This window comes from Dickeya lacustris (assembly GCF_029635795.1).
Taxonomy (GTDB): Bacteria; Pseudomonadota; Gammaproteobacteria; order Enterobacterales; family Enterobacteriaceae; genus Dickeya; species Dickeya lacustris.
The window spans coordinates 3,210,804-3,225,677 of sequence record NZ_CP114280.1; the positions used below are offsets into that span (position 1 = coordinate 3,210,804).

A 14,874-nucleotide genomic window follows, 5' to 3' on the forward strand; every position below is an offset into this window, starting at 1 on the left:
TGTCAACAGCGCGATATAATACACACCAGCCACTGGGTGGGTGTCAGGTCGGTCACACTCCCTGCGCAAAAGCAGCGGAAAGCGCTTTGACGCGGCTTTGCGGCAAGGTAGACTGCCTGCCCGATTTATATCGCCGATTATTGAAATTGTCAGGCTCATGCACGCATCATGAAGACTCATTCACACTCACAAGACCCGTCACTCTCGCAATACCACCTGGTTCATCGCATTCAACAGCAGATAACCCAGCGGCCAAACGCGCTGGCGTTCCGTGAATGGGAGCCGCACCGGGAATGCCAGCTCGATTGGCATCAAGCCGGTGAACGCATCCGTCGCATTGCCTGCGGCCTGCTTGGATTAGGCGTTGATGTACAGGAGCGGGTGGCTATCTTCTCTGACAATGCGATTGCCTGGTCATTGACTGATTTAGCGTTATTGCATCTGCGCGCCGTGACCGTACCGCTATATGCCACCAGTGCGGCGGCCCAAACCGCGTTTATTCTCAACGATGCGGATATTCGAATCGTGTTTGTTGGCGGCCAGGCGCAGTTTGATCTGCTGATGTCGCTGCGTGAGAGCTGCCCACAGCTACGCACGATTATTCTGATGGATGATCAGATTCGGCGTCGCGGTTGTGATATGGCGATGTCGTTGCAGGAGTTTGAAGAGAAGGCGGAAGTGACGGTGTGGGAGCCGGTGCTGCGCCAACGCGTGGCCGAGCGTAGCCTTGATGATTTATTCACGCTTATCTACACCTCGGGCACAACCGGTGAGCCCAAAGGCGTCATGCTCGATTATGCCAATATGGCAAACCAACTGATGCTGCACGATGAGCGCCTGGACGTTGGCGGCCAGGATGTATCACTGTGTTTTCTGCCGCTGTCGCATGTGTTTGAACGAGCCTGGAGCTTTTTTATTATGCACAGCGATGCGGTGAACGTTTTTCTGCGTGATACCAATCGAGTGCGTGACGCCATGGCCGCTGTGCGGCCTACGCTAATGTGCGCAGTCCCTCGCTTTTATGAAAAAGTGTTTAGCGCAATTCATGAAAAGGTTGCGCAGGCACCCTGGTTACGTCGGTCGTTGTTTCATTGGGCGATGACGCAGGGAAAACAGGCCTTTTTACGTCGTCAGGCAGGTAAAAGCGTCGGTCTGTGGCAAACGCTGCGTTATCGTCTGGCTGACCGGCTGGTTTTGTCGCGTTTACGCCATTTGTTAGGCGGCAACGTGCGCTTTATGCCTGCCGCAGGCGCACATCTTGATAGCCGGATAATCGCGTTTTTTCAGTCGATGGGCGTGCGGATTGTCTATGGCTACGGGTTGACGGAAACCTGTGCGACCGTTTCGTGCTGGCAAGAGTATGGCGAAACCGGCTCCGTAGGGACGCCGCTGCCGGGCATTGCCGTTCGAATAGGCGAGCACAATGAGATTCAGGTGCGCGGTGCAACCGTGATGCGCGGCTACTATCGTCGCGAGCAGGAGACAGCTGCTGCGTTTACGCCTGATGGCTGGTTTAAAACCGGTGATGCCGGTGAAATAGATGAAAATGGCAATGTGTTTATCACCGAACGGCTGAAGGATCTGATGAAGACGTCCGGGGGGAAATATATTGCGCCTCAGCATTTGGAAGGTGCATTAGGCCAGGATCGCTTTATCGAACAGGTCGCGGTGATTGCCGATGCGCGTAAATATGTATCCGCACTGATTGTGCCTTGTTTTGATGCGCTGGAAGAGTATGCGCGTTCTATCAATCTTATCTATCAAGACAGGATGGAGCTGTTGCGCAATAGCCATATTTTGTCGCTGTTTGAACAGCGCCTGCATACGGTGCAAAAAGAGTTTGCCCGCTTTGAGCAGGTAAAGAAATTCACGTTGCTGGCCGCGCCGTTTAGTCTGGAGCAAGGTGAGTTGACCCCGACATTAAAACTCCGTCGAAAAGTCATTCATCAGCGTTATCAGCTGGAAATTGAAGCCATGTACACCGATTAGCAGTCGTTTTGACGGTTGATGACGGTGAGCTTTAATTTTTTGTACCAATATTTCACTCTGTAATGCATCGGCATGGCGGGATATTTTTGAATGTCATGCTGATGTGTTAGCGTTTTATCTCCTCTTACTCTCTTTTAACAGTTGATTTACTAAAAACACCGCACCGCCTGCGCGGCCGCGCGGTTTGCCTGCGTCATCATCTGGCGTTATGTTAATAAGTTATATGTTAAAACCCGGCGGCCTCCTGTGGGAGCCGTCTGTGAGCGCGGGGTTTTCCCCTGTCAATACTGCGGCGTGAAGCGTCGCTATCTGAACAAGTCGCTATCTGAACAATAAGAGGCAAACCCATGGAGATGTTGTCAGGCGCCGAAATGGTGGTTCGATCGTTGATCGATCAGGGCGTAAAACATGTGTTCGGTTATCCGGGTGGGGCGGTGCTGGATATTTATGATGCATTGCACACGGTTGGTGGCATCGAGCATATTTTAGTGCGTCATGAGCAGGGCGCGGTACACATGGCTGACGGTTATGCACGTGCAACGGGCGAGGTCGGCGTGGTGTTGGTCACATCAGGCCCTGGGGCGACGAATGCAATTACCGGGATTGCGACCGCATACATGGACTCCATTCCTCTGGTCGTGATTTCTGGTCAGGTAGCAACCTCTTTGATTGGTTATGATGCGTTTCAGGAATGCGACATGGTGGGGATTTCCCGCCCGGTGGTGAAGCATAGCTATCTGGTTAAGCGCACGGAAGATATTCCTACGGTGCTGAAGAAAGCGTTTTATCTCGCCGCCAGCGGTCGCCCAGGCCCCGTGGTGGTGGATTTGCCAAAAGATATTCTCAACATCGCCAACAAACTGCCTTATGCCTACCCGGATCAGGTCAGCCTGCGCTCTTACAACCCGACCGTGCAGGGCCATAAAGGGCAGATCAAACGCGCGTTGCAGACGCTGCTGGCCGCAGAGCGCCCGGTTATTTACAGCGGCGGCGGCGTCATTAATGCCAACTGCCATCAGCCATTGCGTGAGCTGGCAGAGAAACTGAATCTCCCTGTCGCCTGCTCGTTAATGGGATTGGGCGGCTTCCCTGGCACCCATCGCCAGTGTCTTGGCATGCTGGGCATGCACGGCACTTACGAAGCCAATATGGCAATGCACAACGCGGATGTCATCTTCGCCGTCGGGGTGCGTTTTGATGATAGAACCACCAATAATCTGGCCAAATACTGCCCGAACGCCACTATTTTGCATATTGATATCGATCCCGCCTCCATTTCTAAAACGGTAGCGGCAGATATTCCAATTGTTGGCGACGCCCATCAGGTACTGACGCTGATGCTGGATCTGTTGGCGCAAGGTGGTAATACGTCGCAGAAATTTGATGGGTTACGCGACTGGTGGCAGCTCATTGAGCAATGGCGCGCGCGCCAGTGCCTGAAGTACAGCACTGAGGGTGAAGCCATCAAACCGCAGGCTGTCATTGAAACGCTGCACCGCCTGACGCAGGGCAAGGCGTATATTGCTTCAGACGTGGGTCAGCACCAAATGTTTGCCGCACTCTATTACCCGTTTGATGAGCCGCGCCGTTGGGTGAACTCCGGCGGTCTGGGTACGATGGGGTTTGGTTTACCCGCCGCGCTGGGGATTAAGCTGGCGTTGCCGCAGGAAACCGTTATCTGCGTGACCGGTGATGGCAGTATCCAGATGAATATTCAGGAGTTATCGACGGCGTTGCAGTATGACTTACCGGTTGTCGTGGTCAGCCTGAATAACCGTTTCCTCGGTATGGTCAAACAGTGGCAGGACATGATCTATTCTGGCCGCCATTCCAGCTCATACATGGAGTCGCTGCCTGATTTTGTCAAACTGGCAGAGGCTTACGGCCATGTCGGTATCACTATCGATAAGCCGGATGAGCTTGAGTCGAAACTCACCGAGGCGCTGGAGCAAAAAAACCGTCTGGTGTTTGTGGATGTACGCGTAGACAGCAGCGAGCATGTCTATCCTATGCAAATCCGTGGCGGAGCAATGGATGAGATGTGGTTAAGTAAAACGGAGAGGACCTGATCATGCGTCGTATTTTGTCAGTATTGCTGGAGAATGAATCAGGTGCGCTGTCGCGCGTGATTGGCCTGTTTTCACAACGCGGTTATAACATTGAAAGCCTGACGGTTGCCCCAACGGATGACCCGACACTGTCTCGCATGACCATTCAAACCGTGGGTGATGAGAAAGTGCTGGAGCAGATTGAAAAACAACTGCATAAACTGGTGGATGTGCTGCGCGTGAGCGAGCTTGGGCAAGGCGCTTATGTTGAGCGCGAGCTGATGTTGGTCAAACTCCAGGCAACCGGATACGGGCGTGAAGAAGTCAAACGCAGCGCAGACATTTTTCGCGGGCAGATTGTGGATGTCACCGCCTCGCTGTATACCGTGCAACTGGTGGGCACCAGTGAAAAGCTCGATGCCTTTCTCAATAGCGTGCGTGAGGTCGCTGAAGTGATTGAGGTTGCGCGCTCAGGCGTGGTCGGCGTTGCTCGCGGCGAGCGTATCATGCGCTGACGCGAAGCTGAAACGGGGCCGGTAGTTTGGCAATATGCTGATTTTCGTACAGCAAAACTGGCTTCTATGGTGGTAATATCTAGCCCGGCTATGACGCCGGGCTTTTTACTTCTGAACCGATATAAATAATAAAAGCGGTTGCCCGTCAGTGTTTTCTGCGTTTAGATCGGTATCATATCCACGGTTAATTCATGGTTATCGGTTTATTCTTTACTTTTTATCCGGCTTATTAAGGGGTTGCCAGTGAAACTGGATGAAATTGCGCGTCTTGCTGGGGTTTCGCGTACAACGGCCAGTTACGTTATTAATGGTAAGGCGAAGCAATATCGCGTGAGCGACAAAACGGTTGAAAAAGTGATGGCGGTTGTTCGGGAACATAATTACCACCCAAACGCCGTGGCTGCCGGTTTGCGTGCCGGGCGTACCCGCTCTATCGGGCTGGTGATTCCCGATTTGGAGAATACCAGCTATACCCGTATTGCCAATTATCTGGAGCGTCAGGCGCGTCAGCGCGGTTATCAGTTGCTGATTGCCTGTTCTGAAGATCAACCCGATAACGAAATGCGTTGTATTGAACATCTGCTGCAACGTCAGGTTGACGCCATCATCGTTTCGACGGCTTTACCGCCGGAGCATCCGTTTTATCAACGTTGGGCTAACGATCCTCTGCCTATTATCGCGCTTGATAGAGCGCTTGACCGCGAGCACTTCACCAGCGTGGTTGGGGCGGATATGGAAGATGCGGAAATGCTGGCGCAGGAGTTGCGCAAAATAGACGCCCAGGCCGTGATGTATCTCGGCGCATTACCCGAGTTATCCGTGAGTTTTTTACGTGAGCAAGGGTTTCGGCAAGCCTGGGAAGGCGATGCCCGTCAGGTCAATTACATTTATGCCAATAGCTATGAACGCAGTGCTGCGGCAGCGGTATTTGAAGAGTATCTGAAAACGCATCCAATGCCTCAGGCGCTGTTCACCACGTCGTTTCCCCTGTTGCAGGGCGTCATGGATGTCACGCTAAGGCAGAGTGGCCGCTTGCCGAATAATTTGGCGATTGCCACGTTTGGCGATAATGAACTACTGGATTTTCTGGAATGTCAGGTGCTGGCGGTGGCGCAGCGTCATCGCGAAGTGGCAGAACGCGTGCTGGAACTGGTGCTGGCAAGTCTTGATGAGCCGCGCAAACCCAAGCCGGGGTTGTACCGTATCCGGCGAAATCTGTACCGACGCGGCTCTTTAGGCCGACGTTAGTGACTCGGCGCTAAGACGGTTCTGTCAGTGCGGCAGCGGTTGCCAGCACTGACAGCGTTATGGCGATGACAACATAATATGCGGCAGATGTGGCGTTCAATGCGCCACACCTCGGTGTTCTGGCGACACGGCGCGATGAAAATCAGCTGTCGGCTTGCGTTAAACCTGACGAAAAGCGTTGCGGTATGTGTGGCTATACCCCTTCTTTTTCCCTTCTTTTCGCGCGTTAGATTTGTCTGTTTCTTGTGTAAGATAATTCTTATTTTTATTCCTTTTTCTTCGTTTTTATATTCCCAATAATCGATTTCGGATTAATGACTGATAATTTGCGAACTTTGGGAAATACTGACACGGAACAGACGGCGGCAATACTCCAAAAAATAACCGTATGCCACGCCCATCAGCATGGAAATAAGCGCATTGCTGGCAACAGCTTTAATGATTTGTTCTGGTTCTGCGCCGATAATCAGTAGGATAGCGGCATAAACAGGCGACTGGAAACTGACATAAGCAAACAGATCGGCAATGTTTTTCCCTCTCTGCCCTTTCATACTAAATCGTAACGTTATCGCAACAATACGATCGCGATATACGCCATATGGCCAGGCAATAACAATATTCACCGGAATAGATAATAACCGTGAGGAAAGTGATTGCTCAAAAGTCATACCGGATAAGACGATTTCAATTGCCATCCCTGTTAGAAAACAGTAGACCACCATGGCAACGGTATCGGCGACAATACCACGAATTTTGGATGCGGAGGAAAACATCTTCTTAAACCCCTATTTGAAGTATAATATTTTACTTAATTGGCGTTTTTTTGGTTTTTGGTTTGGCTTAATTGCATTCTTATCAGTATACATATCTATTAATTATCTTTTAACTAGTGAAAAAAACTTATTTTTGATTGTTTTTTGTTCATCAGCGCGACTTTATGGCTGCAAATCGTCTTTTACGCTCTATAGATCGTGAGAGAAGTTTATTATGTTATATAAAACAATGTTTTATCTTTTCCATTAGAACGGTGACTGTCACACAGAGAAAACACTACGGCAGTGCAAAAAGAATGTTGCCAAGAAGTAAAGTGCAAGTGAATGTGAATGAGGTGGATATAACGCCAGTAGGCCGTATAAAGAATGACGCGCCTGTTGCTTAATATTTCCGGGATAAATAGATAACCTTGCCTGAAGTGGCAGATAGCGTGTGCGACATCAAAAAAATTTCATTCTGGCGAAAATAAATTCATTCTGATGTCTGTATGCGGATAAGTGCGCGAAAAATTATCAAGAAACTGTTTAAAAATCAGTCGATAAAAATAGAAATTATCGGCAGTGAAAATCAAAAAATACGTATCTAACTGTGACAATCAAAATAATATTGCATCGAATAAAAAACGCGATATCTTTAGCCTCCTTCCTGATAGCCATTAATTTTCCTTAAATAATCACAACGTTAATCTTCATTATTTCGCGGTGATGATTTTTTGGCGGTTTTTTCATACCTCAACTAAATCGGAAATAATGTTCAGGTGCCCCTGTGCTGGCTTGACAAGCTTTTAATCCGCTCCGTAAACTCTCATTAGTGGGGATTTGTGGGATAAAGTGGTAAAAAAGGTCATGAAGGGTTAAATACGGTCATGTTTCGTGGGGCGACGCTGGTCAACCTCGATGGCAAAGGACGGCTCGCCGTTCCTACCCGATACCGGGATTGGCTTACAGAGGAAGCGCAAGGCCAAATGGTTTGTACCATTGACCTGCATCAGCCCTGCCTGCTGCTTTATCTACTGCCCGAATGGGAAATTATCGAACAGAAACTTTCTCGCCTGTCCAGTATGAACCCTGTTGAACGCCGAGTTCAGCGCCTGCTGTTGGGACATGCCAGTGAATGTCAGATGGATAACGCTGGCCGGATATTAATTGCCTCAACACTGCGGCAACATGCGGGTCTTACGAAAGAAGTGATGCTGGTTGGACAGTTCAATAAATTTGAGCTGTGGGATGAACAGACCTGGTATCGACAAGTCAAGGAAGATATTGACGCAGAGCAGTCGGCTCAGGAGCCGTTATCCGAGCGGCTGCGGGATTTATCACTATAGTCATGGCAGAAACGTTTAAACACACCACTGTACTGTTGGATGAGGCTGTTAACGGCCTGGGTATCCGCAGCGACGGTATCTATATTGATGGCACGTTTGGTCGTGGTGGTCACTCGCGCCTCATTCTGTCTCATCTCGGGCCGGAAGGTCGCTTGCTGGCAATTGATCGCGACCCACAGGCTGTGGCTGTCGCTCAAACCTTTAACGATGAGCGCTTCTCGATCATTCATGGGCCATTTTCCGATCTCGCTGATTATGTTGCAGAGCGCGGTTTGACCGGCAAAATTGATGGCATTTTGCTGGATTTAGGCGTTTCTTCGCCGCAGTTGGATGACCCGGAGCGCGGTTTTTCATTTATGCGTGATGGCCCGCTCGATATGCGTATGGACCCGACCCGTGGTCAATCGGCGGCGCAATGGTTAATGAGCGCGGCTGAAGAAGACATCGCCTGGGTGCTGAAAACCTTCGGTGAAGAGCGTTTTGCCAAACGTATCGCTCGCGCCATTGTTGAGCGCAACCGCCTTGATCCACTGACGCGCACCAAAGCGCTGGCGGAGCTCATTGCGGCGGCAAGCCCGATACGGGAAAAACACAAGCACCCGGCCACCCGTTCATTTCAGGCTATTCGCATCTATATCAACAGTGAACTCGAAGAAATTGAGCGCGCCTTGAATGGGGCGTTGCAGGTGCTGGCACCCGGTGGTCGTCTGTCGGTTATCAGCTTTCATTCGCTGGAAGATAGGATTGTGAAACGCTTTATCCGTCAGCATAGCCGTGGGCCGCAAGTGCCTGCCGGATTACCGCTGACGGAAGAACAGTTGCGCAGTCAGGGCGGTCAGACGCTGAAATCGATAGGAAAAATGATGCCGCCCGAGGCTGAAGTTGCCGATAACCCGCGAGCGCGCAGCTCAGTATTGCGCTTTGCCGAGAGGCTCGCATCGTGATTGGCAATGAGCGTCATTCTCTTGGCGGCGTCATTGCGGAAGATTTGCTGCGCCACGGCAAGATAGCGGTACTGCTGCTGATAGCGGTGCTGGTGTCGGCGATTTTGGTGGTGACAACCGCACACCGCACGCGTTTGCTGACTGCCGAACGTGAGCGGTTGCTGCTTGAACGCGACGCTCTCGATATTGAATGGCGCAACCTGATTTTGGAAGAGAATGCGCTGGGCGATCACAGTCGTGTTGAACAGATCGCCACCGAAAAGCTCCATATGGTGCATGTTGATCCGTCACAGGAAAATATTGTGGTTAAGCAACAATGAGTTAATAGGTACTGCTAAATTATGAAAGCAGCGCGGCCAGGAAAGTTAAAGCGTCAGGAAGAACATGCCAGCTTTGTCAGCTGGCGTTTTGCGTTGCTGTGCGGGGGAATTTTGTTGTGCATGGTTGGCCTGATGCTGCGGGCCGCTTATTTGCAGGTTATTGCGCCCGATAAGCTGGTTCGTGAAGGTGATATGCGCTCTCTGCGCGTGCAGGAAGTCCCGACGGCACGCGGCATGATAAGCGATCGGGCGGGTCGTCCTTTGGCGGTAAGCGTGCCGGTCAACGCCATATGGGCAGATCCAAAAGAAGTGAATGATCACGGCGGCATTTCGCTAGATACTCGCTGGAAAGCGCTGGCCGATGCGTTGGATCTGCCGCTTGACCAGATTGCCGCCAAGGTGAATGCCAATCCCAGTGGCCGCTTTGTCTATCTCGCTCGTCAGATAAACCCAGCAATCGGTGAATATGTTCATAAACTTAAGTTGCCGGGCATTAATCTGCGTCAAGAGTCGCGCCGCTACTACCCTTCAGGACAAGTCACATCGCATTTAATCGGTTTTACCAATATCGATGGTCAGGGCATTGAAGGCATCGAGAAAAGCTTCGACCGCTGGTTAACCGGGCGGCCGGGTGAGCGGACGGTGCGTAAAGATCGCTTCGGCCGCGTTATCGAGGACATTTCCTCGGTAGACAGTCAGGCCGCTCATAATCTGGTGCTCAGTATTGATGAACGCTTGCAGGCGCTGGTCTACCGTGAACTGAACAATGCCGTAGCGTTTAACAAGGCGGAATCCGGTACGGCGGTGTTAGTGGATGTTAACACCGGTGAAGTGCTGGCGATGGCCAATAGCCCTTCCTATAACCCGAATAACCTGAGCGGTACAGCAACTGACGTGATTCGTAACCGGGCGATTACCGATATTTTTGAACCCGGTTCGACAGTAAAGCCGATGGTGGTGATGACGGCGCTTCAGCGTAACGTCGTGAAAGAGAATGCGGTACTCAATACGCTGCCGTATTACATCAACGGTCACGAAATCAAAGACGTGGCACGCTATAGCGAACTGACACTGGCCGGTGTGCTGCAAAAGTCCAGTAACGTTGGGGTATCACATCTGGCGCTGGCGATGCCGGCCTCTGCATTAGTGGACACTTACTCTCGTTTCGGCCTTGGTAAACCGACCAATCTGGGGTTAGTCGGTGAAAGCCTTGGCCTTTATCCAAACCGTCAACGCTGGTCGGATATCGAGCGCGCGACCTTCTCGTTTGGCTATGGGTTGATGGTGACGCCGCTGCAACTGGCCCGCGTTTACGCCACCATCGGCAGTTTTGGCGTTTATCGCCCGCTGTCGATAACCAAAGTTGACCCGCCAGTCCCCGGTGAACGGGCGTTCCCGGAATCGATAGTCCGCACGGTGGTACACATGATGGAAAGCGTGGCATTACCCGGCGGCGGCGGCACGAAAGCGGCGGTGAAGGGGTATCGCATAGCCATTAAAACCGGTACGGCAAAGAAAGTCGGCCCGGATGGAAAATACATCAACAAGTACATTGCCTATACCGCCGGAGTCGCTCCCGCCAGTAATCCGCGCTTTGCGCTGGTGGTGGTTATCAATGACCCTCAGGCGGGCAAATACTACGGTGGTGCTGTATCGGCACCGGTCTTCGGCGCAATCATGGGCGGTGTGTTACGTACCATGAACATCGAACCAGATGCGTTGGCGAACGGCGAGAAAAGTGAATTTGTGACTAACAGAAAAGAGGGTTCAGGTGACAGATCGTAACTTGCGCGATGTCCTGACGCCGTGGGTCAGTGACGCCCCGGCGTGTGCGCTGCGGGAAATGACATTAGACAGCCGTGCAGCGGCTGCCGGGGATCTGTTTGTGGCTGTGGTCGGCCATAAAACCGATGGGCGGCACTATATTCCGCAAGCTATCGCGCAGGGTGTGGCGGCGATTGTCGCGCAGGCTGATGCCGACATGCCGGACGGTAAGCGGGTTGATATGCATGGTGTCCCGGTGATTTATCTCGCCAACCTGAATCAGCGGCTCTCAGAACTGGCCGGGCGTTTTTATCACCAGCCCTCATCAGCGTTGCAACTGGTCGGCGTGACGGGCACGAACGGCAAAACCACCACGACCCAGTTATTGGCGCAATGGTGCCAGGCGTTGGGGAAAACCAGCGCGGTGATGGGCACGGTAGGCAATGGTCTGTTAGGGCATGTGGTGCCCTCAGAAAATACCACCGGTTCGGCGGTCGATGTGCAGCAAACACTCAGCCAACTGGTGGCGCAAGGGGCACAATTCGCGGCGATGGAAGTCTCCTCGCACGGACTGGTGCAGCATCGCGTTGCCGCGCTGTCGTTCGCCGCTGCGGTGTTTACCAACCTGAGCCGAGATCATCTTGATTATCACGGCGATATGGCCAGTTATGAAGCGGCTAAATGGCAACTGTTCGCCGAGCATGCGTCTGGGCAGCACATTATCAATGCAGATGACGATGTGGGACGCCGTTGGTTGTCGCGCCTGCCGGATGCCGTTGCGGTAACGATGGGCCCAGCAGGGCAGGCAGACGGGCATATTGAGCCCAGCCGTGCGCGCTGGCTGCGGGCAACGCAAGTGACCTATCACGACAGCGGTTTTACGGTGCATTTTGATTCCTGTTGGGGGGCTGGTGTTATCAACAGCCGCCTGATGGGGGCGTTTAATGTCAGTAACCTGTTGCTGGCGCTGGCGACGCTGCTGGCGTTGGGCTATCCGCTGGCGCAGTTGGTGGAAACCGGGTCTTCGCTCCAGCCGGTTTGTGGCCGCATGGAAGTGTTCGTGGCCGAGAATCGTCCGACGGTGGTGGTGGATTATGCTCATACTCCCGATGCGCTGGAAAAAGCGTTGCAGGCCGCGCGTTTGCATTGCCACGGCACGCTGTGGTGCGTGTTTGGCTGCGGCGGCGATAGGGATAAAGGTAAGCGGCCCCTGATGGGTGCGGTTGCTGAACAACTGGCCGATCGGGTGATCGTGACAGACGATAACCCGCGCAGTGAAGATCCGCATGCCATCGTGACCGATATTCTCAGTGGCTTGCTGGATGCCGGGCGCGTTCAGGTGATTGCAGGACGTGCGGAAGCGGTAACGAGTGCGGTAATGCAGGCCAGCGCGCAGGACGTGGTGCTGGTCGCGGGTAAAGGACATGAAGATTATCAACTGGTTGGTAATGAACGGCTCGATTATTCAGACCGAATCACCGTTGCCCGTTTGCTGGGGGTTATCGCATGATCCGCGTGTCGTTACGACAACTGGCCGACATCCTTGATGCGCGTCTGTTGGGAGATGACCTTTTCGTTGATGACATTTCAACCGATACCCGCAAGCTGACGGCGGGTTGCCTGTTCGTTGCATTACGTGGCGAGCAATTTGATGCTCATGATTATGCCGATGTTGCCGTTAAAGAAGGGGCGGCGGCATTACTGGTCAGTAAGCACTTACCTGTCAATGTGCCGCAATTGGTGGTGCAGGACACCCGGCAAGCGCTGGGAACCATTGGCCGCTGGGTCAGGCAGCAGAGCCGTGCGAAGGTCGTCGCCTTGACCGGTTCTTCGGGTAAAACCTCCGTCAAGGAGATGACGGCGTCCATTTTACGTCAGTGCGGCAATGTGCTGTATACCGCCGGTAATTTTAATAATGACATCGGTGTGCCGCTAACGCTGTTTCGCCTGACGTCAGAGCATGACTACGCGGTGATTGAGCTTGGTGCTAACCATGTTGGCGAAATCGCTTACACCACAGCCATGGTCTGCCCGCAAGCCGCGCTGGTGAATAATCTCGCCGCCGCGCATCTGGAAGGGTTTGGGTCTTTGCAAGGCGTTGCGCAAGCCAAAGGCGAGATTTTTGGCGGTTTGCCGCAAAGCGGTGTGGCGATAGTGAACGCGGATAGCCACGACGAAGCGCGCTGGCAGCCAGCATTACAGGGTAAGACGCTCTGGCGCTTTTCACCGCAGCAGCGCGATGGCGTGGATTTTTATGCCAGCGAGATAAACGTCGGTGCCAGGGGGACGGATTTTACCTTGCATACGCCGGTCGGTGCGATAGCGGTTACGCTGCCGTTACCCGGGCGACACAATGTTGCCAATGCGCTGGCTGCCGCCGCGCTGGCATTGGCTGTTGATGCACCGTTGGCGGCGGTGAAAGCCGGGTTAGCAGAACTGTCCGCTGTGCCTGGGCGTCTGTTCCCGATTACGCTTTCGGCGGGAAAACAGCTGCTTGATGATAGCTATAACGCCAATGTTGGTTCGATGCAGGCCGCAGTGCAGGTGCTGGCAGAAATGCCGGGATACCGTGTGATGGTGGTCGGCGATATGGCTGAATTGGGTCAGGATGCTCAGGCCTGCCACCGTCAGGTTGGCGAAGCTGCGCATCAGGCAAAGATTGATAAAGTGCTCAGTGTGGGCGTATTGAGCGCGCTCATCAGTGAAAATAGCGGCGTAGGCGAGCATTTCGCTGATAAACCCGCGTTGATTGCCCGTTTGCACGCGCTCATCGCGCAGCATAATACCCTGACGATATTAATCAAAGGCTCCCGCAGTGCGGCGATGGAGCAGGTAGTACACGCATTACAGGAGAATGCCACATGTTAGTTTGGCTGGCCGAGCATCTGGTCAAGTATTATTCCGGCTTTAACGTCTTCTCTTATTTGACGTTTCGCGCCATTGTCAGCCTGCTGACGGCATTAATGATTTCGCTGTGGATGGGGCCGCACTTGATTGCCTGGCTCCAGCGCTTGCAGATAGGCCAGGTGGTGCGTAGCGAAGGGCCGGAGTCCCATTTTAGTAAGCGCGGCACCCCGACGATGGGCGGTGTGATGATTCTGGCTTCAATCATTGCCTCGGTGTTGCTGTGGGTTAATCTGGCGAACCCTTACGTCTGGTGCGTGCTGCTGGTGTTAATCGGGTATGGCATCGTCGGGTTTGTCGATGATTACCGTAAGGTGGTGCGTAAAGACACCAAGGGGCTGATTGCGCGCTGGAAATATTTCTGGCAATCGGTGCTGGCCTTGACGGTGGCATTTTCGATGTACGCCATTGGCAAAGGCACACCGGCAACACAACTGGTGGTGCCATTCTTCAAAGATGTGATGCCACAGTTAGGGCTGCTCTATATTTTGCTGGCCTATTTTGTCATCGTCGGCACCAGTAACGCGGTGAACCTGACCGATGGCCTCGATGGGCTGGCGATTATGCCGACCGTGTTTGTCGCCGCCGGGTTTGCGCTGGTGGCCTGGGCTACCGGTAACATGAATTTCGCCAGTTATCTGCATATTCCCTACATTCGCCATGCCAGCGAGCTGGTGGTGGTGTGTACTGCCATTGTCGGTGCCGGTCTCGGTTTTCTCTGGTTTAACACTTATCCGGCCCAGGTGTTCATGGGCGAATGTCGGTTCTCTGGCTCTGGGCGGCGCGTTGGGAACGATAGCCGTGCTGCTGCGACAGGAGTTTCTGCTGGTGATTATGGGCGGTGTTTTCGTGGTGGAAACGCTGTCGGTTATCTTGCAGGTCGGTTCTTTCAAACTGCGTGGCCAGCGTATTTTCCGCATGGCGCCTATTCATCACCATTATGAACTTAAAGGGTGGCCGGAGCCGCGTGTGATTGTACGGTTCTGGATTATTTCGATGATGCTGATGCTCATCGGTTTGGTCACGCTCAAAGTACGGTAAATA

General features: G+C 52.9%; 11 protein-coding genes and 1 pseudogene. 11 read left to right on the forward strand and 1 reads right to left on the reverse strand.

What is annotated here, in order from left to right:
• Positions 1-168 precede the first annotated feature (168 nt).
• From O1Q98_RS14570 to cra, 4 genes are all read left to right on the forward strand, one after another.
• Complete coding sequence (locus O1Q98_RS14570; RefSeq protein ID WP_125260667.1) at positions 169-1,989, forward strand: AMP-dependent synthetase/ligase; 1,821 nt, start codon at positions 169-171, stop codon at positions 1,987-1,989.
• A gap of 347 nt (positions 1,990-2,336) precedes the next feature.
• Positions 2,337-4,058, forward strand: a complete 1,722-nt coding sequence (gene ilvI / locus O1Q98_RS14575; RefSeq protein WP_125260666.1) for an acetolactate synthase 3 large subunit — start codon at positions 2,337-2,339, stop codon at positions 4,056-4,058.
• Between the two features lie 2 nt (positions 4,059-4,060).
• A complete protein-coding gene (gene ilvN, locus O1Q98_RS14580; RefSeq protein WP_125260665.1) occupies positions 4,061-4,552 on the forward strand; it encodes an acetolactate synthase small subunit in 492 nt (163 codons plus the stop codon).
• 243 nt (positions 4,553-4,795) lie between these two features.
• Complete coding sequence (gene cra, locus O1Q98_RS14585; protein WP_125260664.1) at positions 4,796-5,800, forward strand: catabolite repressor/activator; 1,005 nt, start codon at positions 4,796-4,798, stop codon at positions 5,798-5,800.
• A 311-nt stretch (positions 5,801-6,111) separates the two neighbouring features.
• On the opposite strand, the gene O1Q98_RS14590 is transcribed toward cra, so the two are convergent.
• The gene (locus O1Q98_RS14590) at positions 6,112-6,573 is read right to left on the reverse strand and encodes an L-alanine exporter AlaE (protein WP_125260663.1); all 462 of its coding nucleotides are present in this window, start codon (positions 6,571-6,573) and stop codon (positions 6,112-6,114) included.
• An 866-nt stretch (positions 6,574-7,439) separates the two neighbouring features.
• Between O1Q98_RS14590 and mraZ the strand changes: the two genes are divergently transcribed.
• The 7 genes and pseudogenes from mraZ (at position 7,440) to mraY (ending at position 14,871) form a co-directional block, all read left to right on the forward strand.
• On the forward strand, positions 7,440-7,898 hold the full coding sequence (gene mraZ, locus O1Q98_RS14595) for a division/cell wall cluster transcriptional repressor MraZ (protein ID WP_125260662.1): 459 nt from the start codon (positions 7,440-7,442) through the stop codon (positions 7,896-7,898).
• Positions 7,899-7,900: 2 nt separating this feature from the next.
• Complete coding sequence (rsmH, locus tag O1Q98_RS14600) at positions 7,901-8,842, forward strand: 16S rRNA (cytosine(1402)-N(4))-methyltransferase RsmH (protein WP_125260661.1); 942 nt, start codon at positions 7,901-7,903, stop codon at positions 8,840-8,842.
• A complete protein-coding gene (gene ftsL / locus O1Q98_RS14605; RefSeq protein WP_125260660.1) occupies positions 8,839-9,162 on the forward strand; it encodes a cell division protein FtsL in 324 nt (107 codons plus the stop codon). Before rsmH ends, ftsL begins: the two co-directional genes overlap by 4 nt.
• Before the next feature lie 21 nt (positions 9,163-9,183).
• Entirely contained in the window at positions 9,184-10,947 is a 1,764-nt protein-coding gene (locus O1Q98_RS14610) for a peptidoglycan glycosyltransferase FtsI (protein ID WP_125260659.1), read from the forward strand.
• Positions 10,934-12,436: a UDP-N-acetylmuramoyl-L-alanyl-D-glutamate--2,6-diaminopimelate ligase gene (gene murE / locus O1Q98_RS14615; RefSeq protein ID WP_125260658.1), complete on the forward strand. Its 1,503-nt coding sequence runs from the start codon at positions 10,934-10,936 to the stop codon at positions 12,434-12,436. The genes O1Q98_RS14610 and murE overlap by 14 nt, the downstream gene beginning before the upstream one ends.
• Positions 12,433-13,794 (forward strand): UDP-N-acetylmuramoyl-tripeptide--D-alanyl-D-alanine ligase, encoded by a 1,362-nt coding sequence (murF, locus tag O1Q98_RS14620; RefSeq protein ID WP_125260657.1) that lies wholly within the window; start codon positions 12,433-12,435, stop codon positions 13,792-13,794. Before murE ends, murF begins: the two co-directional genes overlap by 4 nt.
• Positions 13,788-14,871, forward strand: a pseudogene (gene mraY / locus O1Q98_RS14625) (phospho-N-acetylmuramoyl-pentapeptide-transferase). Before murF ends, mraY begins: the two are co-directional and overlap by 7 nt.
• Positions 14,872-14,874: the final 3 nt, after the last annotated feature.